Raw genomic sequence first — 25043 nt, forward strand, 5'->3', positions numbered from 1 at the left:
TAGCCCTGATGGGAATGGAAAGCCTTGTGAAGTAGCCTTGAATTTTTTCTTGATATAAAAGAGCGACCAGAGGAAGCTCCTTTTATATCTTAGAAAAAAACAAGGATACAAACAAGCTTGAAATGACAGCAGGATTAGCTCCATATTACATTTACGATGCCTAAACAAAAAACTCCCAAGTTGCCTTGAGAGTTTTTTTTTATGTAAATTTTAAAAACTTATGCGTTAGCTTCAGCCGCAATTAGGTTCAATGCAGAACCTGCAACAAACCAACCTATTTGACTTGCATTATAAGTATGGTTAGCCAAGATGATATCTTTGCTTCCATCAGCGTGAACGAATTCAATACTTAATGGTTTTCCTGGAGCGAAATCAACCAAATCAGTGAAGTTGATCGTGTCATCCTCTTGGATTTTGTCATAATCCCCTTCGTTGGCAAATGTCAATCCTAACAGACCTTGTTTTTTAAGATTCGTTTCGTGGATACGGGCAAATGATTTAACCAATACCGCTTTTACACCCAAGAAACGAGGTTCCATAGCCGCATGCTCGCGAGAAGACCCTTCGCCATAGTTGTGATCTCCCACAACAATAGAAGGTATTCCGGCTGCTTTGTAGGCACGCGCCACAGCAGGAACTGCATCATAAGCACCTGTCAATTGGTTTTTAACAGAATTTGCAGTTTGGTTGAATGCATTGACAGCGCCAATCAGCATATTATTTGAGATATTATCTAAATGTCCACGGAAACGCAACCATGGTCCTGCCATAGAGATGTGGTCTGTAGTACATTTTCCGAAAGCTTTGATCAGTAATTTAGCACCTGTAATGTTTTTACCGTCCCATGGATCAAATGGGGCCAATAACTGTAAACGATCTGAAGTTTCGCTTACTACAATCTTAACGCTTGATCCGTCTTCTGCCGGTGCTTGAAAACCTGCATCTTCAACATCAAAACCTCTTTTTGGTAATTCGTCACCAAACGGAGCGGTTAATTTTACAGCTTCGCCATTGTCATTCATTAAAGTATCAGTCAACGGATTGAAATCTAATCTTCCTGAAATAGCTAATGCAGCGACCATTTCTGGGGAAGTTACAAAAGCGTGCGTATTTGGGTTACCGTCTGCTCTTTTGGAGAAATTACGGTTGAATGAATGCACGATAGTGTTTTTCTCTTCTTTATCTGCTCCTGCTCTATCCCATTGTCCGATACATGGTCCGCAAGCATTGGTGAATACTTTAGTTCCCATTTTCTCGAAAGTAGCTATGATTCCGTCTCTTTCGATAGTGTAACGAATTTGTTCCGATCCTGGATTGATTCCGAATTCCGCTTTTGGGGTAATTCCGTGTTCTACCGCTTGATTTACAATGGAAGCGGCACGAGCCATATCTTCATAAGAAGAGTTAGTACAAGAACCGATTAATCCCCACTCAATTTTTATTGGCCATCCATTTGCCGCTGCTTCTGCTTTCATTTTTGAAACTGGAGTTCCGCGGTCTGGCGTGAAAGGTCCATTGATATGTGGTTCTAATTCTGATAAGTTGATTTCGATAAGTTGGTCAAAATATTTTTCTGGATTAGCATATACTTCTGGATCTGCAGTCAAGTAAGAAGCTACTTTATCGGCAGCATCAACCACATCCTGACGATCTGTAGCCGTTAAATATCTACGCATGGAATCATCATAACCAAATGTAGATGTCGTGGCACCAATTTCGGCACCCATATTACAGATAGTTCCTTTTCCTGTACAAGACATTGAAGTTGCTCCTTCCCCAAAATATTCTACGATAGCTCCAGTTCCGCCTTTTACGGTAAGAATATCGGCTACTTTTAGAATAACATCTTTTGGAGCTGTCCAACCCGATAATTTTCCAGTCAATTTCACTCCAATTAATTTAGGAAATTTCAATTCCCAAGACATTCCAGACATTACATCCACAGCATCGGCACCACCAACTCCAATGGCTAACATTCCCAATCCCCCTGCATTTACAGTATGTGAATCCGTACCAATCATCATTCCGCCAGGGAAAGCGTAGTTTTCTAAAACAATTTGATGAATAATTCCAGATCCCGGTTTCCAGAAACCAATTCCATATTTATTAGAAACTGATGATAGAAAATCAAAAACTTCTTTAGATTGAGTATTTGCTACCGCTAAATCAGATTTAGCACCATTTTTTGCTAAAATCAAGTGATCACAGTGAACCGTAGTTGGTACTGCAACTGTTTTCTTTCCTGCATGCATAAATTGCAGCAATGCCATTTGAGCCGTTGCATCTTGGCAAGCAACTCTGTCTGGAGCAAAATCAACATAATCAACTCCTCTTCCGTAAGCTTGTTTAGCAGCTCCATCCCAAAGGTGACTGTACAAAATCTTCTCCGTTAAAGTAAGCGGGCGACCAACTATTTCGCGTGCTGCATCAACACGAGTTTTCATGTTGGCGTACACTTTTTTTATCATTTCAATATCAAAAGCCATAGCATATAATTGTTTTTGTTATTAATAATTTAAACATTACAAGTTACGAAAAAAATTAAGTAGTTATAAAAAAATATGACTGTCCGCAGAGCAAACGCATGAGTCTAAATAATGGCCGCAGATTCGCTGATTAATTTATTGGAAAGCTGATTTTTTTGGATTTTAAAGAAATCAATTTGCGCTAATTCCGCTGAAAGCGGTTAATTCGGTATAGAAATTTCAATTAAAATCTGCGAATCTGCGGTAAAAACAACTCATGCGTTTGCCCTGTGACTATCAGTAGTTAGCGCCATTTCTTGTATCATGAGTTCGAAATTTAATGCTGTGAATCGCGGATAGTCATAAAAAAAGCCTGAATCATAAGACTCAGGCTTTTAAACTATAATTAACTAATTATGTAAATTATTTAACTAATAACTTATGAGAAGGTGCAAACTTAGTTAGGTTGATTCCTTCTACTGCAGTTTTATATTCTTCAATAGTTGGAGTTCTACCAAGGATTGTAGACAAAACTACAACTGGAGTAGAAGAAAGTAATGATTCTCCTTTTTTACCTTCTGTATCTTCAACAACTCTTCCTTGGAAAAGACGTGTAGATGTTGCCATTACAGTATCTCCTTTGGCAGCTTTTTCTTGATTACCCATACAAAGGTTACAACCAGGGCGCTCTAGATACAACATATTTTCGTATGAAGTACGTGCTGCAGCTTTAGGAACGTTATCGTCGAATTCGAAACCAGAATATTTTTGTAAAATTTCCCAGTCACCTTCTGCTTTTAATTCATCAACAATATTATAAGTAGGAGGAGCTACAACTAGTGGTGCTTTAAACTCTACTTTACCCTCTTGCTCATCAATATTTTTAAGCATGTGAGCTAGAATTTTCATATCTCCCTTGTGAACCATACAAGAACCGATAAATCCAAGATCTACTTTTTTAACCCCTCCATAGAAAGATAGAGGTCTGATAGTATCGTGAGTATATCTTTTAGAAACATCAGCATTATTAACATCTGGATCTGCAATCATTGGTTCAGCAATCACATCAAGATCTACGACTACTTCAGCGTAATACTTAGCGTTTGCATCTGGTCTTAGTGCTGGTTTTTCACCTGATATAATCTCAGCGATTCTCTTATCAGCTATAGCAATCAATCCTTTAAGAACTTCATTTTTGTTATCCATTCCTTTGTCGATCATAATCTGAATTCTACCTTTCGCCATCTCTAGTGATTCGATCAAAGTATAATCTTCAGAAATACAGATAGAAGCTTTCGCTTTCATTTCTGCAGTCCAATCTGTAAACGTAAATGCTTGGTCCGCATTAAGAGTTCCTAAGTGAACCTCAATAATTCTTCCTTGGAATACATTTTCTCCACCAAATGTTTTAAGCATTTGAGCTTGTGTAGCATGAACCACATCACGGAAATCCATATACCCTTTCATGTCTCCTTTGAAAGTTACCTTTACTGATTCTGGAATTGGCATTGAAGCTTCACCAGTAGCCAATGCAAGAGCAACAGTTCCTGAGTCAGCACCAAAAGCAACACCTTTAGACATTCTTGTATGAGAGTCACCACCGATGATGATAGCCCACTCGTTTACAGTAATATCATTAAGTACTTTGTGAATTACATCCGTCATTGAATGATAAACGCCTTTCGGGTCACGAGCTGTGATCAATCCGAAGTCGTTCATGAATTTCATTAATCTAGGAATATTTGCTTTCGATTTATTATCCCATACTGAAGCTGTGTGACAACCTGATTGGTAAGCACCATCAACAATTGGAGAAATCACAGTAGCAGCCATAGACTCTAATTCCTGAGAAGTCATCAAACCAGTTGTATCTTGTGAACCAACAATATTTACGGTAACACGAACATCAGAACCCGCGTGTAAAACTTTACCTGGAGTTGTTCCAACCGCATTTGCATTGAATATTTTTTCTACAGCTGTAAGACCTTGCCCTTCAATAGAAACCTCTTTTGATGGAGCATATACAGGGAAGATATCAATACCCAAAGTCTTTGAAGCAAATGTTTGCAATTTTTTTCCAAACACGATAGCATAAGAACCACCAGCTTTTATAAATTCAATTTTCTGAGGAGTAAATGCCTTAGAAATATCTATTAATTCTTTATCGCCGTTATAAAGTTTTTTTGTTTTTGTGTTAATTGTAAGAACAGTACCAGTAGCAACAGAGTATACTTCTTCTAGAACAGGATCACCGCTTTCATTACGAACAACGTTACCATTTTCGTCAAGCTTTTTTACCCAGTTTTTAAGGTCAAGACCAATACCACCGGTAACATCAACAGTTGTTAGGAAAATTGGAGAAATACCGTTTGTTCCCGCAACGATTGGAGCAATATTAATAAATGGAACATATGGACTTGCTTGTTTTCCAGTCCAAAGCGCCACGTTGTTTACACCTGACATTCTTGAAGAACCCACACCCATAGTACCTTTTTCAGCGATTAACATCACGCTCTTATCAGGATTAGCTGTTGCTAATGCTTTAATTTCTGTTTGTGCTTCAGGAGAAATTAAACATTTTCCATGAAGTTCACGATCTGAACGAGAGTGCGCTTGGTTTCCTGGAGAAAGTAAATCAGTTGAAATATCTCCTTCACCAGCAATATATGTAATTACCTTAATTTCTTCTGCAATCTCAGGTAATTTAGTAAAAAACTCAGCCTTAGCGTAGCTCTCTAGAATATCCTTAGCTATCTCGTTACCACTTTTGAAAGCTGCTTCTAAACGATCTGTATCGGCCTCATAAAGAAAAACTTGTGTTTTTAAAACTTCAGCAGCTTGTTTTGCAATAGCAACATCATTACCTAAAGCTAAATCAAGTAATACCTTTATAGAAGTTCCACCTTTCATGTGTGACAACAACTCTAACGCAAAAGCAGGAGTAATTTCAGCAACTACTGATTGACCTAGAACGATTTCTTTTAAAAAATTAGCTTTAACATTAGCAGCAGGAGTAGTTCCTGGTACAACATTATAAATAAAGAATTTAAGAGAATCCTCTCTGTACTCGTTATTCAAATCTTTAATTTGTACAATGATTTCGCTTAGCAATTCAGCACCATCAATTGGCTTCGGGTTAAGCCCTTGGTTTTTTCTTTCTTCAATCTCTTGAATGTAATCCTTATAAGTCATAACAGAAGTCTTTTATTGGTATTTTTATTTTTTTTGTACGCAAATTTAGGAATTAAAGCTGATAATTAAAAAAAATTTAATGGATGTGCCATTTTTAAAAATTATTATTGCAAAATAAAAGATTTTGATGTGTTAAAATAAGAAATACGCATATTTCGCCTATCAATTTTACAAATTCAGCAATTTCAAAATTGGATTTTAACAAAAATAAAAACTATTGTTAAAACAAAAAGTGCTACATTCCTATTGGAACATAACACTTTTCAATAATTTCTTATTTTTTACTTTTAAATCAGCTTATCAATTATCATTTCCTCAGAAATTCCTTCAGCATCAGCTTTGTAGTTTTTAATAATTCTGTGTCTTAATATTCCAGTTGCAACTGCTTTCACATCTTCTATATCTGGAGAGAACTTACCATGAAAAGCAGCATTGGCTTTGGCCGCCAAAATCAAATTCTGAGAAGCTCTTGGCCCAGCACCCCAATCCAGATAATTTTTCACAAAACCATTCGAAAGTGCATTATCAGGACGCGTTTTACTTACCAATGTTACGGCATATTCAACTACATTATCCGCTACAGGAATTCGACGAATCAAATGCTGAAAATCTATAATTTCTTGAGCTGTAAACAATGCATTTATCTTTACATTAGAATCTGCAGTTGTACGCTTCACTACTTGAACTTCTTCCTCAAAAGAAGGATATTCCAATTTTATGGCAAACATAAATCGATCTAATTGCGCTTCAGGTAAAGGATAAGTTCCTTCCTGCTCAATAGGATTTTGCGTAGCCAATACAAAATAAGGCAAACTCAATTTATGATTGGCGCCAGCAATCGTAACCGATCTTTCTTGCATTGCTTCTAACAAAGCCGCTTGTGTTTTTGGAGGAGTTCTATTGATTTCATCAGCCAAAATAATATTGGAAAATATAGGTCCTTTTATAAATTTAAACTGTCTGTTTTCATCTAATATTTCACTTCCTAATATATCCGACGGCATTAAATCTGGCGTAAATTGAATTCTTTTAAAATCCAACCCTAAAGCTTGCGCCAATGTATTTACCAATAAAGTTTTGGCCAGTCCAGGAACTCCAACCAACAAGGCATGACCTCCTGAGAAAATACAAAGCAAAATTTGATCAACAACCGCTTCTTGACCAACAATAATTTTGGCAATTTCTTTTTTTAATTCGTTACGCTTTTCAACTAAATTTTGTATCGCAGTTACATCCGACATTTTATATTTTTTTTTAAAATTAAAAAGAGTTAGCTCTATGAAAACATAAAACTAACTCTTTTTATTTATTTAATGGAAATTATTTTTTAACCCAATTATTTACAAAAGTACAATCTTTATATTCATCAACTATTTTAATATAAGTGTCCTTTATCTTAGTGTCAAACCATTTTCCAATCGCTTTAAATTGTTTTTCTTTTAAGGCTAGATCTTTAATCTTGATATAATCCTTAGCATAATCAGCAGTATGCGAATCTATTCTGTTGGTTACAATCATAATTTTATAATCTTTTTTCCCCTGAACATCTTCTAAAAACGGCATTGAAATTTCGTTGTCTTTCAAATTAGAAACCTGACTATATATAGAAGGATCCATTTTAGTCAATTCAAAACGCGTGTCCTGTGTTTTAGGATTTACCAAAGTTCCACCATTAGCTCTTGTCTCTTTTTCATCGGACATTGTTCTTGCCGCTTCCGCAAAAGTGATTTCTTTATCCTCAATTTTCTTTCTTATCAAAGTAATTTTCTCTTTAGCCTCTTTCAAAGATTCTTGAGAAACTACTGGAGATATCAATATATGTCTCAATTCAATTTCCTGGCCTTTAATCTTTTCCACATAAATTATATGATACCCATAAATAGTTTCAAAAGGTTCTGAAATTTCTCCCTCGGCAAGACTGAAAGCTACATCTTTAAACTCTTTGACAAAAGGAGTTTTACGGGTCATTTTATAATACCCTCCATTTTTACTGGATCCTGGATCTTCTGAATACAATACTGCTTTAGTTGCAAAACTCGCTCCTTCAAGACATTCTTTTCTAAAACTATTCAGTTTATCAATTACCTTTTTCTTATCCTCTTCCGTAACTTTTGGTTTTATCACGATTTGAGCCACTTCTAATTCCGCACCAAAAACTGGCAAATCTGCAGTTGGTATTTTTTTAAAAAATTCACGAACTTCTTCTGGAGTTATTTCAACTTTTTCAACAATTTTCTTTTGCATTTCTCCAGTAAGTTTCTGCTCTTTCAAAACATCAAAGAAATAAGTTCTAAACTCTTCCTCTGAATCCTTTTGATAGTATTTTACTAACTTATCCATAGATCCAATTTGCTCGATCATATAGCTTAATCTTTCGTCCATCATCCCTTTTACTTCAGAATCGCTAACTATGATACTATCCTGAACCGCTTGGTGGGCATACAATTTATCCTCTAACAATTTACCTAAAATTTGACATCGACTTACGTCTTTCGTAGAACCTCCTTGAGCCGTAATCTCCAAAAAACCTTTATCAATATCAGAATCCAGAATAATATAATCCCCAACTGTTGCTACAACTCCATCAATCTTAAGTTTTTTTCCAGAAGGAACTACTGGTTTTGCAACAGCAACAACACTATCTTTTATAACTTCTTGAGCATTTACAAAGGTTAAAGCAGAAAACAAAAGAAAAAAAGTCAGCATAACTTTGTTGGTTATGGATTTCATTTGTACAATTTTTGAAGGCATTTTTTATATTTTATATTATTATTATTTTAAATAGAGTTTGTTTCGAATAAACCGCATCCTACTTAAATAGAACACTTTAAAACAAATCAAGTTTATTTACCTTAAGCTCCTCAGAATTAAAAGACATTAATTCAACAAAATACTTACAATTTTCGGAATTTAAACCGAACAAAAATAACAATTCGATTGCATTAAACAAGTTTCCTTAGTAGTATTAACAAAAAATTATTAAGTTCCTCAATGCGCATTTATCCATAGTTTCCAATTCAAAAATCAGATTCTACTTCGAAAAAGTAAAATCTTAAAAAATTCTGATTAATACCTTATAATAAACTGTTTTTTTCATTTCATTCATTATACCTAATTTATTGAATTAACATTTATTGCTATTTAAAATATCAAATTAATACTTTAAGTCAGTTAAATTATGTTTTATCTTTTTACTAATCCTTCAAAAAACATTTGATAAAATCAGAATACCTAAAAAACAAATGTATAAGCCGCTAATTAATAGCATTTTACAATAATTTATAAACACTACATCGTTGTAGTAGTCTTCTGAAGTAAAAAAATTACAAATCTTATTACATTTTAAATACATTCGCTACGCTAAAAAGTTAATCTGATAATTTACAGCTAATTAAAAAAGAAAAAAAAGCTCAAAACTAAAACAGATTTTCATAAGCACAAAATCTCTATTAAACCCAAAAAAACCAATTACTAACCTTAAATTAACCAAATTATGAAGAAACCAATTTTTAAAATGCTTTTATTAACCGCTCTACTGGCGGGACTTTATTCGTGCAATTCATCGGATGAAATCACTAATTCAGACACATCAGCCACAACACCTTTCAAGGTTATAAATGTGACAACACATGACGGTCGCCCATTTAGCCTCGGAATTTCAAAAACATCTCTTACTGGAAAATATGTTGACAATCCTGGAGGAGGTGTAATGATGCAAGCCTTTTACTGGGATGTCCCTTCCGGTGGAAATTGGTGGAATACTGTCGGAACAAAAGTAACAGCTTGGGGAAATGCAGGTATTGGCTCAATCTGGCTACCGCCAGCCTCCAAAGCTCAAAATGGAGCTTTCTCAATGGGATATGATCCTACCGATTATTTTGATTTTGGAGATTATAATCAAAATGGTTCTGTAGAAACTCGTTTTGGTTCAAAAACTGAATTAGTCAATTTAATCACAAAAGCTCATGCCGAAAACATGAAAGTCTATGCTGACATTGTAATCAACCACAACAGTGGAGGAGCATCTGAAGCCAATCCATTTACAGGAACTAACACTTGGACAAATTTTACGGGGATAGCTTCTGGAAAATTCAAAAGAACATATGCCGATTTTTACAAAAATTCCTTCGGCAACAATGACGAAGGTGCATTTGGAGGATTTCCAGATTTATGTCATGCCGCACCAAATGTGCAAGATTGGCTTTGGAAAAGAACAGACGGTGTAGGTAAATATTACAAAAACACCATGAAATTTGACGGATGGAGATTTGACTACGTTAAAGGTTTCGGCTCCTGGGTAATAAGAGACTGGAATGCAAATGTTGGTGGATTTTCTGTTGGAGAATTGTGGGATTCCAATGTAAACGTTCTGAATGACTGGGCGAATAACGCAAACAGTTCAGTATTCGATTTTGCTTGCTATTATAAAATGAATGACGCCTTTGATGGAAATAATCTAAATTTATTGACCGACGACATGATGTGGAAAAGAAATCCATATAAAGCAGTCACTTTTGTAACCAATCACGATACTGATGAAATTTGGGCAAAAGAATTAGCCTATGCATACATTCTTACTCATGAAGGTTACCCAACAATTTTTTACAGAGATTATGAAGAATGGCTTAATAAAGCAAAATTGAACAATCTTATCTGGATACACAACAACAAAGCAACAGGAAATACTTCAATATTATATGCTGATAACGACGAATATATCGCCCGAAGAAATGGTTATAATGGCAATCCTGGATTAGTAGTTTACATTAATAATTCTACAGCTACCTTGGAAAGATGGATTCAAACTAATTGGAGTTCAAAACAAATCAAAGACTTTACAGGAAATTCTACTTGGTATCCTACAACTCAAGGAGATCAATGGGTAAAAATACAATGTCCGCCAAAAAGTTATACTGTTTGGTCACTAAACATCTAATACTGCTTATTTACAAATTAAAGCTATCCGATATGGGTAGCTTTTTTTGTTTTTTTTAGAACAATCACAATAATGAGCATATAACTACCTCTTTTATTATAACTATATTTTTTTATATAGAATTTATAAATAGTACTTTTGCAAACTATTGATATAAAAATATGAGTTTTTTAAAAGAAATACAAAGACGACGCACTTTTGGGATTATTTCACACCCCGATGCCGGAAAAACAACACTAACTGAAAAATTACTTCTTTTTGGAGGAGCTATTCAAGAAGCTGGTGCGGTTAAAAATAATAAAATAAAAAAAGGAGCGACGAGCGATTTCATGGAAATTGAGCGTCAGAGAGGAATTTCTGTTTCCACTTCTGTTTTGGCCTTTAATTACAAAGAAAAAAAAATAAACATTCTTGACACACCTGGTCACAAGGATTTTGCTGAAGACACATTTAGAACGTTAACTGCTGTTGATAGTGTAATTGTTGTAATTGATGTCGCCAAAGGTGTCGAAGAACAAACAGAAAAACTAGTTGCCGTATGTAGAATGCGTAAAATTCCAATCATTGTTTTTATCAATAAATTAGACCGTGAAGGAAAAGACGCATTTGACTTAATGGACGAAGTGGAACAAAAACTTGGATTAACAGTTACTCCACTAAGTTTCCCAATCGGAATGGGGTATGACTTTCAGGGTATTTACAATCTTTGGGAACAAAATATCAATTTATTTAGTGGTGATAGTCGAAAAAACATTGAAGAAACAATCGCTTTCTCTGATGTTCAAAATCCTGAATTAGAAAAAATAATTGGTCAAAAACCTGCTGAACGTTTACGTGAGGAATTAGAATTAATAGACGAGGTTTATCCAAAATTTGATCGCCAAGATTATTTGGACGGTAAATTACAACCTGTCTTTTTTGGCTCTGCCTTAAATAATTTTGGAGTTCGAGAATTGTTAGATTGTTTTGTAGCTATCGCGCCATCGCCTAGACCAAAAGATTCCGAAACTAGACTAGTTGACCCAAAAGAAGAAAAAATGTCTGGATTTGTATTTAAAATCCATGCCAACATGGATCCTAAACACAGAGACCGTTTGGCTTTTATAAAAATCGTTTCCGGTACTTTTGAAAGAAACAAACCTTACTATCATGTTCGCCAGAAAAAGAACTTGAAATTCTCAAGTCCAAATGCTTTTTTTGCTGAGAAAAAAGAAATAGTTGACATCTCATATCCTGGAGACATCGTTGGATTACACGATACTGGAAATTTCAAAATTGGCGATACTTTGACCGAGGGAGAAATCATGAGTTTCAAAGGAATTCCAAGTTTTTCTCCTGAGCACTTTAGATACATTAATAATGCCGATCCAATGAAAGCCAAACAGCTTGACAAAGGAGTCGATCAATTAATGGATGAAGGTGTAGCTCAATTATTCACATTAGAAATGAACAATCGAAAAGTTATTGGAACCGTCGGAGCGTTACAATATGAAGTTATTCAATACCGATTGGAGCACGAATACGGTGCAAAATGTACCTATGAAAATTTCCCGGTTCACAAAGCCTGTTGGGTAAAACCTGATGATGCAAAGAATGAAGAGTTTAAAGAATTCAAACGCATAAAGCAAAAATTTCTAGCAAAAGACAAATACAATCAATTAGTATTTCTTGCGGATTCTGATTTTACCATTCAAATGACACAAAGTAAATATCCAAGTGTTAAATTATTTTTCACCTCTGAATTTGATTAAATTCATCATAAATATAAACAAAAAAAACGCCAACATAAAGTTGGCGTTTTTTGTTTATACAAATTAAATTTAACCCTAAATTCTAACAAGATTTAATATTTATCGCTTTTTTTAAAAGCGTTTTTATCAATAAATGATTTGGCTCTCTACCCGAAGTTATAACACTTTTTTTAGAGTAAGACGAATCATTAGATATAGTACCATTGACATCTTCTTTCGTTCCCATAAACCACAAAATAAAATTCATATTTGAATTCGATTCTGAAGTTGATACTCTTACAGGAGTTGTATCATCAGAACTACCATTTTGATTTATAGCAACTTCGTTTGAAGAAATCGAAAAATCAGACTTTTGTGCAAAAACAGTAGAGCTAGTAAACAAAACAAAAATAACTAAAATCAAAAATTGAATTTTATTATTACTCTTTTTTACTATTTTAAAAATTCCACTCATTTTTTTTCGTCCGTGATGAAATAAGAAATATCAACAGGCCGCGAAAGTACTTGAATAGACAACTCAAAAAAAAAAAAGTCGCCAAAGGGTCAAAAAACCCGTTTAAGTACAAAAAAACGTGAAACTGAGTACAATAGAGTGAAATTAATCTTTCCAGACAAATCAAAATTCAACACAAAATTCAGAACATATTTATTAAATATATTTGACAACAATATTTCTATAAATAAAAAAAGACTCCATTTCTGGAGTCTTCATTTTTCAAATTATGCTTGTCCAGTTGGACCAAAATTTATGGGAATCGCAGGTTGTTCAACCTCTTTGATTTCACCATGAGTTACTTCAAAACGGTGAATATTTTCACCCAACGCCTTGAGCAATCTTTTCGCATGCTGTGGAGTCAAAACTATTCTTGATTTCACTTTTGCTTTTGGAACACCCGGCATAATGCATACAAAATCTAATACAAATTCAGATGAAGAATGATTAATTATAGCCAAATTGGAATAAATTCCTTCGGCTACTTTTTCATCTAATTCTATGTTTATCTGCTCTTGTTGTTGTTTAGAATTGCTCATAAAAGTTATTTTTATCAAAATTCTCTCCCTACATAAGCAGAGAGAGAACATTGAGGAAAAGAATTAATAAATATATTCTTCTTTATTAGCCATCATATCATTATAATCTTCTCTAGATCCTACAATTGCATTATCATATTCTCTCATACCGGTACCGGCTGGGATTCTATGTCCTACAATTACATTTTCTTTCAATCCTTCTAATAAATCAACTTTACCTGCAACGGCAGCTTCGTTTAATACTTTTGTTGTTTCTTGGAAAGAAGCAGCAGAAATAAATGATTTAGTTTGAAGAGAAGCTCTAGTAATACCTTGTAATACAGGTGTTGCAGTTGCTGTAATTACATCACGTGCCACAACAAGGTTTTTATCTGTACGCTTCAATAATGAATTCTCATCACGCAACTGACGTGGCGTTATGATTTGACCTGGTTTTAAAATACTTGAATCTCCAGCATCTTCAACTACTTTCATTCCATATAAATTATCGTTTTGAACGATAAAATCTTTGGTATGAATCAATTGATCTTCTAAGAATAAAGTATCTCCTGGATCTTGAACTCTAACTTTACGCATCATTTGACGTATTACTACTTCAAAGTGCTTGTCGTTGATTTTTACCCCTTGAAGACGGTATACCTCTTGAATTTCATTCACTAAATACTGTTGAACAGCAGCAGGTCCTTGAATTCTCAAAATATCATCTGGAGTAATTGCACCATCAGACAAAGGAACACCAGCTCTTACGAAGTCATTTTCTTGTACTAAAATTTGACTTGATAATTTAACCAAGTATTTTCTAATATCACCAAATTTAGACTCAATAACGATTTCACGGTTACCTCTTTTAATTTTTCCAAAAGAAACAACACCATCAATCTCTGAAACTACAGCTGGGTTTGAAGGATTACGAGCCTCTAACAACTCTGTAATTCTTGGTAAACCTCCTGTAATATCCCCAGATTTAGATGAACGACGTGGAATTTTAACCAAAACTTTACCAGCTTTAATTTTCTCCCCGTTTTCAACCATCAAGTGAGCTCCAACCGGTAAGTTGTAAGAACGGATTAACTCTCCTTCTTTACCGTAAACCAATAAAGTTGGAATTAATTTTTTGTTTCTTGACTCAGAAATTACTTTTTCTTGGAAACCAGTTTGCTCATCAATCTCAACCATGAACGATTGTCCTTGCTCTAAATCTTCATAAGCAATTTTACCGGTAAACTCAGAAACAATAACCCCATTATATGGATCCCATTTACAGATCACATCTCCTTTAGCAACAGACTGACCGTCACCTACAAAAATACTTGAACCGTAAGGAATATTATTGGTACTTAATAAAATACCTGTTTTTTCGTCAATTAATTTTAATTCTGTTGAACGAGAAACTACAATATCTACTGAATTACCTTCACTGTCTTCACCTTTAACAGTTTTTAAATCTTCGATTTCCAGTTTACCCGCAAAACGAGTTATAATACTAGATTCTTCAGAAATACCTCCTGCAACCCCTCCAACGTGGAAAGTACGTAATGTCAACTGTGTACCTGGCTCTCCAATAGACTGTGCTGCAATTACACCAACTGCCTCACCTCTTTGAGTCATTTTACCAGTAGCTAAGTTTCTACCGTAACATTTAGCACAAATACCTTTAGTAGCCTCACAAACTAATGGTGAACGCACTTCTACTTTCTCCACTGGAGAAGCTTCGATACCTTTCACTAATGCTTCTGTGATTTGCTCACCAGCATGAACTAAAATCTCACTTGTTAAAGGATTAATTACATCTTGCAATGCAACACGTCCTAAGATTCTTTCTCCTAATGATTCAACAATTTCCTCATTTTTCTTCAAAGCAGAAACTTCAATACCTCTAAGAGTACCACAATCCTCGATGTTAACAATAACATCTTGAGAAACGTCATGTAATCTTCTAGTTAAGTATCCAGCATCGGCCGTTTTCAAAGCCGTATCCGCAAGACCTTTACGAGCACCGTGAGTAGAGATAAAGTACTCAAGGATAGAAAGACCTTCCTTAAAGTTAGAAAGAATCGGGTTTTCAATAATTTCACCACCACCAGCAGTAGATTTTTTAGGCTTAGCCATCAAACCACGCATACCGGTTAACTGACGAATTTGTTCTTTGGAACCCCTTGCTCCAGAATCAAGCATCATATACACAGAGTTGAAACCTTGTTGGTCTTCTCTAATGTTTTTCATTGCCAACTCTGTCAATTGAGCATTTGCTGAAGTCCATACATCAATAACTTGGTTGTAACGTTCGTTATTGGTAATAAGCCCCATGTTATAATTTGCAGAAATACCTTCAACTTGCTCTCTGGCATCTGCAATTAATTTTGGTTTTTGTTCTGGGATTCTAATATCACCAAGAGAGAATGACAATCCTCCTTTGAATGCAAATTTATAACCCATATCTTTCATATTGTCCAAGAAAGCTGCTGTTGTAGGAACATCAGTCGAACTTAATACGTGTCCGATAATGTCTCTTAAGTTTTTCTTAGTCAATACATCATTGATATATCCAGCTGCTTCAGGTACTACTTCATTAAACAATACACGTCCAGCAGTTGTTTGGATAATTTGATACACTAATTCTCCAGCTTCATTAAAATCTTTAGCTCTAATTTTTACACGAGCATTCAATTCTAATCTTCCTTCGTTCAATGCGATATTAACCTCTTCAGCAGAATAGAATGTAATTCCTTCTCCTAAAATTTTAAGCTCTGGTGTAGACAAACGCTCTTTGGTCATATAATAAAGACCAAGTACCATGTCTTGAGAAGGTACTGTAATCGGTGCACCATTTGCAGGGTTCAAGATATTGTGAGAAGCCAACATTAACAATTGTGCTTCCAAAATAGCCTCCGGTCCTAATGGTAAGTGAACCGCCATTTGATCCCCATCAAAATCCGCATTAAATGCAGTACAAACTAAAGGGTGCAATTGGATTGCTTTTCCTTCAATTAATTTTGGTTGGAAAGCTTGAATACCTAATCTGTGCAAAGTAGGAGCACGGTTTAGTAATACAGGGTGACCTTTAATTACATTTTCAAGAATATCCCATACTACAGGCTCTTTTTTGTCAATTATTTTCTTAGCAGATTTTACTGTTTTTACAATTCCTCTTTCTATCAATTTACGGATAACAAAAGGTTTGTATAATTCAGCAGCCATATCTTTTGGCAAACCACATTCAAACAATTTCAATTCAGGTCCAACAACAATTACCGAACGAGCAGAATAATCCACACGTTTTCCAAGTAAATTTTGACGGAAACGTCCTTGTTTACCTTTTAAGGAATCAGATAATGATTTCAAAGGTCTGTTTGATTCCGTTTTTACTGCAGAAGCTTTACGAGTATTATCGAAAAGTGAATCTACAGATTCCTGCAACATACGTTTTTCGTTACGAAGGATTACTTCAGGAGCTTTAATCTCGATTAATCTTTTCAAACGATTGTTACGGATGATTACACGACGGTATAAATCATTCAAATCTGAAGTTGCAAAACGACCTCCATCAAGAGGCACAAGAGGACGCAATTCTGGTGGAATTACCGGAATCACTTTCATAATCATCCATTCTGGACGATTTTCTCTGTTCAAAGTAGACTCACGGAAAGATTCTACAACTTGCAGTCTCTTTAACGCTTCTGTTTTACGTTGTTTTGATGTTTCGTTATTCGCTTTATGTCTTAAATCATATGACAATTCGTCAAGATTAATACGAGCCAATAAATCCATAATACACTCTGCTCCCATTTTGGCAACAAATTTATTTGGATCAAAATCATCTAAATATTGATTATCTGCAGGAAGAGTATCTAAAATATTCAAATATTCTTCTTCTGTCAAGAAATCTAATCTTTCAATAGATTCACCATCTGCATTTTTAGCAATACCTGGCTGAATAACTACATATCTTTCGTAGTAGATAATCATATCTAATTTCTTAGATGGAAGACCAAGGATATAACCAATTTTATTAGGAAGAGAACGGAAATACCAGATGTGAGCAATAGGCACAACAAGGTTGATGTGTCCTACTCTATCTCTACGTACTTTTTTCTCCGTAACTTCTACACCACAACGGTCACAGATAATTCCTTTGTAACGTATTCTTTTATATTTACCACAAGCACACTCAAAATCTTTAACTGGTCCAAAAATTCTTTCGCAGAAAAGACCATCGCGCTCTGGTTTGTGAGTTCTGTAATTGATAGTTTCAGGTTTCAAAACTTCACCCCTTGACTCTTTCAAGATCGATTCAGGAGAAGCTAATCCTATTGAAATTTTATCAAATCTTTTTACAGGATTCTTATCTTTATTATTTCTATTATTCATCATAGTTTTTACTATTGATTTATTTGCAATTAAAAATTGATTTTGTAGATACTTAGCAATGCTACAATTCTACTACCTCGAATTACTTCTCTAAACTTCAAACTAAATTTTGAAGTGCTAGTCACAAAACATTTAAAGTATTATGAAAAATCGGAACGGGTCACGGGCATAAATCCTAAAAACTCGTAAAAATGAGTAATCAGTCTCGAAAAAAATCGGACTGATTACTACTAAATTTTAATTTATTCTTCTAAACGAATATCAAGTCCAAGACCTTTCAATTCATGCATCAATACGTTGAATGATTCTGGTAATCCTGGTTCTGGCATAGACTCACCTTTCACGATTGCCTCGTAAGTTTTGGCTCTACCTATAACATCATCAGATTTAACAGTCAAGATTTCACGAAGTGTACTTGATGCTCCATAAGCTTCAAGTGCCCAAACCTCCATCTCTCCAAAACGCTGACCTCCAAATTGAGCTTTACCTCCAAGTGGTTGTTGAGTAATCAACGAGTATGGACCAATAGAACGTGCGTGCATCTTATCATCAACCATGTGACCTAATTTAAGCATGTAAATTACACCAACAGTTGCTGCTTGATGGAAACGCTCTCCAGTACCACCATCATAAAGATGTGTATGTCCAAAACGTGGTACTCCAGCTTCATCAGTCAATTCATTGATTTGATCAAGAGTTGCACCGTCAAAAATTGGTGTAGCAAATTTTCTACCCAAATTCATACCAGCCCAACCTAAAACTGTTTCATAGATTTGTCCGATGTTCATACGAGAAGGTACCCCAAGTGGGTTCAACACGATATCAACCGGTGTTCCGTCTTCAAGGAAAGGCATATCTTCATGACGAACAATACGAGCAACAATACCTTTGTTACCGTGACGTCCCGCCATTTTATCCCCAACTTTCAGTTTACGTTTTTTAGCAATATATACTTTAGCTAATTTCAAAATTCCTGATGGCAATTCATCTCCAACAGTAATTGTAAATTTCTCTCTACGTAAAGCACCTTGTAAATCGTTCAATTTAATTTTATAGTTATGAATCAAATCATTAACCATTTTATTAGTTACATCATCTGCAACCCATTGACCTTTACTTAAGTGAGCGAAATCCTCAACAGCATAAAGCATTTTTTGAGTATATTTTTTACCTTTTGGTAAAACTTCTTCACCCAAATCATTCATTACACCTTGAGAAGTTTTTCCGTTTACGATATTGAAAAGTTTCTCAATCAATTTATCTTTAAGCTCAACAAACTTAACTTCGAACTCCATTTCAAGTGCTCCTAAAGCATCTTTATCTTGAGTACGTTTACGTTTGTCTTTTACTGCTCTTGCAAATAATTTTTTATCTAAAACTACACCGTGTAAAGAAGGAGAGGCTTTTAATGAAGCATCTTTTACATCACCTGCTTTATCCCCGAAGATTGCACGAAGCAATTTCTCTTCCGGAGTAGGATCTGATTCCCCTTTTGGAGTAATTTTACCGATAAGAATGTCACCAGGTTTAACCTCGGCACCAATTCTAATCATACCGTTTTCATCCAAATCTTTTGTAGCTTCTTCAGAAACGTTTGGTATATCATTCGTTAACTCTTCGTTACCTAATTTTGTGTCTCTAACTTCTAATGAATAATCATCAACGTGAATAGAGGTAAAGATATCGTCACGAACCACTTTTTCAGAAATAACAATCGCATCCTCAAAGTTGTATCCTTTCCATGGCATAAACGCAACTTTAAGGTTTCTACCTAAAGCTAATTCTCCATTTTGAGTAGCATATCCTTCAGACAATACTTGACCAGGAATCACTCTATCCCCTTTTCTTACGATAGGTTTAAGGTTGATACTTGTTCCTTGATTGGTTTTTCTAAATTTAATTAAGTTGTAAGTTTTCTCATCAGATTCAAAACTTACCATTCTTTCTTCCTCAGAACGATCGTATTTAATAGTGATGATATTTGCATCAACGTATTCAACAACTCCATTTCCTTCAGCGTTTATTAACACTCTAGAATCTGAAGCTACTTGACGCTCTAAACCGGTACCAACAATTGGAGCTTCAGGGCGTATCAATGGTACGGCCTGACGCATCATGTTAGATCCCATCAATGCTCTATTCGCATCATCATGTTCCAAGAAAGGAATCAAAGAAGCAGAAATCGAAGCAATTTGATTTGGAGCAACGTCTGTATAATGTACTTGAGAAGGATCAATTACAGGGAAATCACCTTCTTGACGCGCAATTACGTTTTCGGCAGTGATTTTACCAGTAGCATCCATTTTAATGTTTGCTTGTGCAATTAACATTCCTTCTTCTTCTTCGGCACTTAAATAAATAGGAGTAGATTCTAAATCAACAACTCCATTATTTACTTTACGGTAAGGTGTTTCAATGAAACCCATTCCGTTAACTTTAGCATAAACACCAAGAGAAGAAATCAAACCAATGTTTGGTCCCTCAGGAGTTTCAATTGGACATAAACGTCCATAGTGTGTATAGTGAACGTCACGAACCTCAAATCCAGCTCTTTCTCTCGAAAGTCCACCTGGTCCAAGTGCAGATAATCTTCTTTTGTGCGTAATCTCAGCCAATGGATTCGTTTGATCCATAAATTGAGACAACTGGTTTGTTCCAAAGAAAGAGTTGATAACAGATGATAATGTTTTAGCATTAATCAAATCTATTGGTGTAAACACCTCGTTATCTCTAACGTTCATTCTCTCACGAATGGTTCTAGCCATACGAGCTAAACCAACACCGAATTGTTGAGACAATTGTTCTCCAACTGTTCTAACACGACGGTTCGATAAGTGATCAATATCATCAATCTCAGCTTTAGAGTTGATTAATTCAATCAAATACTTAACAATAGTAATGATATCTTCTTTGGTAAGCACTTGCTTTTCCATTGGAGTATCAAGACCAAGTTTTTTATTAATTCTGTAACGACCTACTTCACCTAAGTTGTAACGTTGGTCAGAGAAGAATAATTTATCTATAATACCACGAGCAGTTTCTTCATCAGGCGGTTCTGCGTTACGCAATTGTCTGTAGATATGCTCAACAGCTTCTTTTTCAGAGTTTGTTGGATCTTTTTGTAATGTATTGTGAATGATAGAATAATCAACTAGATTATTATCTTCTTTATGCAACAAAATAGATTTAACGTTAGAATCGATGATTTCTTCCACATTATCTTTGTCGATAATAGTATCTCTATCAAGGATTATTTCGTTACGTTCAATAGAAACAACTTCGCCAGTATCTTCATCAACGAAATCTTCGTGCCAAGTGTTCAAAACACGAGCAGCTAATTTTCTACCAATATATTTTTTAAGTCCTGTCTTAGAAACTTTAATTTCTTCAGCTAGGTCGAAAATCTCAAGGATATCCTTGTCTCTTTCGAAACCTATTGCACGGAATAAAGTAGTAACAGGTAATTTTTTCTTTCTATCGATATAAGCATACATTACGCTATTGATATCAGTAGAAAATTCTATCCAAGATCCTTTAAAAGGGATAACTCTCGCAGAATATAATTTTGTTCCATTTGCATGGAATGACTGTCCAAAGAAAACACCAGGAGAACGGTGTAATTGTGAAACCACAACTCGCTCAGCTCCATTGATAACAAAAGTACCACTTGGTGTCATATAAGGTATTGTTCCAAGATAAACATCTTGCACAATAGTTTCAAAATCTTCGTGTTCAGGATCGGTACAATATAGTTTCAACCTTGCTTTTAAAGGCACACTATAAGTAAGACCTCTTTCAATACATTCTTGAATAGTGTAACGTGGCGGATCTACAAAGTAATCAAGGAATTCCAAAACAAAGTTATTTCTTGTATCTGTAATTGGAAAGTTTTCCATGAAGGTGTTGTATAACCCTTCGTCGCCTCTTTCGTCAGATTTGGTTTCCAATTGGAAAAAATCTTTAAACGATTTTACCTGAACATCTAGAAAATCTGGATAATCAGGAATATTTTTTGTAGAGGCAAAATTCAATCTTTCAGTCTGATTTGTTATCATCAATGGACAAAATTTTGATTAAAAAAAAGTAGTTTTGTGTGTAAAACACAGTAATTTATAAAACAATCTATACTTTCTTTTTACAATCAATACCTCTTTAAAAATAATATAAAATAGACTCTTGTATTATTTTCTTTCTTCGTATTGATTAAAAAAACCTTTTCGTATTTTAAACTATTTTATAATAAAACTTGATATAATTTTATTATACGAAAAATGGTTTAGGCCTTGAGAATACTCTCAAAGACCTAAACCTGTTTCAAAAACTAGTTAAACTTATTTAAGCTCAACAACAGCTCCAGCTTCTTCTAAAGATTTTTTAAGCCCTTCAGCTTCTTCTTTAGTTACACCTTCTTTAACGTTGCTAGGAGCACTATCAACTACATCTTTAGCTTCTTTCAAACCTAAACCTGTAAGTTCTTTAACTAATTTTACTACAGCTAATTTAGAAGCACCAGCTTCTTTCAATACAACTGTAAATTCTGTTTGAGCTTCTTCAGCAGCACCTTCGCTACCACCAGCAGCAACTACTACAGCTGCAGCAGCTGGTTCGATACCGTACTCATCTTTCAATATTGTTGCTAATTCGTTAACTTCTTTTACAGTTAAATTAACTAATTGTTCTGCGAATTGTTTCAAATCTGCCATTTTTTCTATCGTTTTAAAATGATTTGTAAAAATATAATTTATTTATTGTGCGCTATTTTAAGCAACAAGGAAACTAAGTTCCCTGTTTTGAGTATTATGCTTCAGCCTCTTCGCTACCAGCGAATTGGTTTTGTAAAGCAGAAATAACTCTTTGAGCTGGTGATTGTAACAATCCGATGATTTCACCGATAAGCTCTTCTTTAGATTTAATAGTTGCTAATGCATCTAATTGATCATCACCAAGGTAAATTTCAGAATTGATATAAGCCCCTTTCAATACAGGTTTTGCAGATTTTTTTCTAAAATCTTTGATGATTTTTCCAGGTGCGTTTGCAACATCTGAAATAAATATAGCACTATTACCTGTCAATACAGAAGGTAAATCTCCATAATCATTATCTGAAGCTTCCATTGCTTTTGCAAGCAAAGTGTTTTTCACTACCTCTAATTTAATACCTGCTTTAAAACAAGCTCTTCTCAAGTTTGAAGTTGTTTCTGCGTCTAACCCAGAAATATCAGATACATAAATAATGTTTGTACCAGCTAACTGTGCAGTTAAATCTTCAATCGCGATTGATTTTTCTTCTCTAGTCATACTAAAAATTATTAACTACCAATTATACTGCTTTAGGGTCCAATGCAATTGCAGGACTCATAGTGCTTGTAAGGTGTATACCTTTAATATAGGTACCTTTAGCAGCAGTTGGTTTAAGTTTGATTAATGTTTGAATAATTTCGTGTGCATTGTCATAAATTTGCTCAGCTCCAAAAGAAACTTTACCAATTCCTGCATGAACGATACCAGTTTTATCAACTTTGAAATCGATTTTACCAGCTTTTACCTCTTGAACAGCTTTTGCAACATCCATAGTTACAGTACCTGTTTTAGGGTTTGGCATTAAACCTCTAGGTCCTAAAATACGACCTAATGGACCTAATTTACCCATTACAGCAGGCATAGTGATGATAACATCAACATCTGTCCAACCGTCTTTTATTTTTTGTAAATAATCGTCAAGACCTACATAGTCTGCACCAGCTGCCAAAGCTTCCGCTTCTTTATCTGGAGTAACCAATGCTAATACTTTAACATCTTTACCTGTACCGTGAGGTAAGGTTACTACACCTCTCACCATTTGATTCGCTTTTCTTGGATCTACACCCAATCTAACAGCGATATCAACAGACTCATCAAATTTTGCAGAAGCAATTACTTTTATCAATGCAGCAGCATCTTTTAAAGAGTATAATTTGTTCTTTTCAATTTTTGAAGCAGCCTCTTTTTGCTTTTTTGTCAATTTTGCCATGTCTTTCTCTTAATTAAAAAGGAGAATCTCCTGATACAGTTATACCCATAGATCTAGCTGTTCCAGCAATCATGCTCATAGCAGATTCGATTGTGAATGCATTTAAATCTACCATTTTATCTTCAGCAATTGCTTTGATAACATCCCAAGTAACGCTAGCTACTTTTTTACGATTTGGTTCACCTGATCCGGACTTTAGCTTTGCAGCTTCCAATAACTGGACAGCCGCCGGAGGAGTTTTTACAACAAAATCAAATGATTTGTCTTTATACACAGTAATTTGTACTGGGCATATTTTGCCAGGTTTATCCTGAGTTCTAGCATTAAATTGCTTACAGAACTCCATGATGTTTACCCCAGCAGCTCCTAAAGCAGGTCCAACCGGTGGCGACGGGTTCGCAGCACCTCCCTTAACTTGTAGTTTAACTACCTTACTAATTTCTTTAGCCATTTTTAAAAAATTTAACACGACAATCATTGGAAGCGATTGCAGTGGTTATTATAGATGTAACAAAAATTATACTTTTTCAACCTGCATAAAACTCAATTCTAAAGGTGTTTTTCTTCCGAAAATTTTCACCATTACTTCAAGTTTACGCTTTTCTTCATTAATTTTTTCAACTGTACCGTTAAATCCATTAAAAGGACCATCGATCACTTTAATAGTTTCTCCAATGTTGAAAGGAATAGCACGAGTATCTGTATTTACAGCCAACTCATCCACTTTACCTAGCATTCTATTTACCTCAGACATTCTTAACGGAACTGGCTCTCCACCTTTAGTTTCTCCTAAGAATCCGATAACACTTGTAATAGACTTAATAATATGAGGAATTTCTCCAACAAGATTGGCTTCCAACATAACATATCCCGGAAAGTAAACCTTATCTTTGGATAATTTTTTACCTTCTTTTACAGTAACTACTTTTTCAGTAGGCACAAGAACTTGTGAAACATAATCACTCATACCCAAACGAGCTATTTCCGTTTCGATATAAGCTTTTACTTTATTTTCTTGTCCGCTTACTGCACGAACGACATACCACTTTTTTATATTATTATCTGCCATTACAAAAAATTATGCTTTTATCCAGTTAAAAAACACAGCTAATGCTTTTGCAAATACCTCATCTACTCCCCATGTTGCTAAAGCGAATACCACTGAAAATACAGCAACAACGATCGTAAGACGCTGCACTTCAGCCCAAGCTGGCCAAGTTACATTTGATTTTAATTCTTCAAATGATTCTGATATGTAATTAACAACTTTTGTCATAGTGATTAGTTTA

Annotated in this window: 16 protein-coding genes; 2 read left to right on the plus strand and 14 right to left on the minus strand. The window is 34.8% G+C overall.

The genetic code is table 11. The features are described 5' to 3' along the window. Positions 1–218 precede the first annotated feature (218 nt). The 4 genes from C8C85_RS03860 to C8C85_RS03875 all read right to left on the minus strand — a co-directional run bounded on the left by C8C85_RS03860 (position 219) and on the right by C8C85_RS03875 (position 8387). Positions 219–2486, minus strand: a complete 2268-nt coding sequence (locus tag C8C85_RS03860; protein WP_116795911.1) for an aconitate hydratase — start codon at positions 2484–2486, stop codon at positions 219–221. Positions 2487–2888: 402 nt separating this feature from the next. Beyond that, entirely contained in the window at positions 2889–5657 is a 2769-nt protein-coding gene (locus C8C85_RS03865) for a bifunctional aconitate hydratase 2/2-methylisocitrate dehydratase (protein WP_116795912.1), read from the minus strand. A gap of 287 nt (positions 5658–5944) precedes the next feature. Continuing rightward, complete coding sequence (locus tag C8C85_RS03870) at positions 5945–6898, minus strand: AAA family ATPase (protein ID WP_116795913.1); 954 nt, start codon at positions 6896–6898, stop codon at positions 5945–5947. A gap of 79 nt (positions 6899–6977) precedes the next feature. Then, positions 6978–8387, minus strand: coding sequence for a peptidylprolyl isomerase (locus C8C85_RS03875; RefSeq protein WP_410501035.1), 1410 nt, complete (start codon positions 8385–8387; stop codon positions 6978–6980). A gap of 763 nt (positions 8388–9150) precedes the next feature. On the opposite strand from C8C85_RS03875, the gene C8C85_RS03880 reads away from it, so the two are divergent. After that, positions 9151–10593 (plus strand): alpha-amylase, encoded by a 1443-nt coding sequence (locus C8C85_RS03880; protein WP_116795915.1) that lies wholly within the window; start codon positions 9151–9153, stop codon positions 10591–10593. 161 nt (positions 10594–10754) lie between these two features. Further along, the gene (locus C8C85_RS03885; protein ID WP_116795916.1) at positions 10755–12344 is read left to right on the plus strand and encodes a peptide chain release factor 3; all 1590 of its coding nucleotides are present in this window, start codon (positions 10755–10757) and stop codon (positions 12342–12344) included. 82 nt (positions 12345–12426) lie between these two features. Here C8C85_RS03885 and C8C85_RS03890 read toward each other — a convergent pair whose 3' ends face one another. The 10 genes from C8C85_RS03890 to secE form a co-directional block, all read right to left on the minus strand. Further along, on the minus strand, positions 12427–12798 hold the full coding sequence (locus C8C85_RS03890) for a hypothetical protein (protein WP_116795917.1): 372 nt from the start codon (positions 12796–12798) through the stop codon (positions 12427–12429). A gap of 266 nt (positions 12799–13064) precedes the next feature. Further along, positions 13065–13376 carry a DUF3467 domain-containing protein gene (locus C8C85_RS03895; RefSeq protein WP_116795918.1) on the minus strand — a complete coding sequence of 104 codons (312 nt, stop codon included), beginning with the start codon at positions 13374–13376 and terminating at the stop codon, positions 13065–13067. 63 nt (positions 13377–13439) lie between these two features. Then, positions 13440–17747, minus strand: a complete 4308-nt coding sequence (gene rpoC / locus C8C85_RS03900) for a DNA-directed RNA polymerase subunit beta' (protein WP_111411238.1) — start codon at positions 17745–17747, stop codon at positions 13440–13442. Positions 17748–17986: 239 nt separating this feature from the next. Beyond that, positions 17987–21799, minus strand: coding sequence for a DNA-directed RNA polymerase subunit beta (rpoB, locus tag C8C85_RS03905; protein WP_111411239.1), 3813 nt, complete (start codon positions 21797–21799; stop codon positions 17987–17989). Positions 21800–22075: 276 nt separating this feature from the next. Continuing rightward, positions 22076–22447 (minus strand): 50S ribosomal protein L7/L12, encoded by a 372-nt coding sequence (rplL, locus tag C8C85_RS03910; RefSeq protein WP_111411240.1) that lies wholly within the window; start codon positions 22445–22447, stop codon positions 22076–22078. 94 nt (positions 22448–22541) lie between these two features. Continuing rightward, complete coding sequence (gene rplJ / locus C8C85_RS03915; RefSeq protein ID WP_111411241.1) at positions 22542–23042, minus strand: 50S ribosomal protein L10; 501 nt, start codon at positions 23040–23042, stop codon at positions 22542–22544. 22 nt (positions 23043–23064) lie between these two features. Beyond that, positions 23065–23754: a 50S ribosomal protein L1 gene (gene rplA / locus C8C85_RS03920; protein ID WP_039111376.1), complete on the minus strand. Its 690-nt coding sequence runs from the start codon at positions 23752–23754 to the stop codon at positions 23065–23067. 13 nt (positions 23755–23767) lie between these two features. Continuing rightward, entirely contained in the window at positions 23768–24205 is a 438-nt protein-coding gene (rplK, locus tag C8C85_RS03925; protein ID WP_035639405.1) for a 50S ribosomal protein L11, read from the minus strand. Between the two features lie 66 nt (positions 24206–24271). Continuing rightward, positions 24272–24823: a transcription termination/antitermination protein NusG gene (gene nusG, locus C8C85_RS03930; protein ID WP_111411242.1), complete on the minus strand. Its 552-nt coding sequence runs from the start codon at positions 24821–24823 to the stop codon at positions 24272–24274. 9 nt (positions 24824–24832) lie between these two features. Next, a complete protein-coding gene (secE, locus tag C8C85_RS03935; protein WP_111411243.1) occupies positions 24833–25030 on the minus strand; it encodes a preprotein translocase subunit SecE in 198 nt (65 codons plus the stop codon). Positions 25031–25043: the final 13 nt, after the last annotated feature.

Origin of the sequence: Flavobacterium sp. 103, from assembly GCF_003096795.1 — a bacterium.
Classification (GTDB): Bacteria; Bacteroidota; Bacteroidia; order Flavobacteriales; family Flavobacteriaceae; genus Flavobacterium.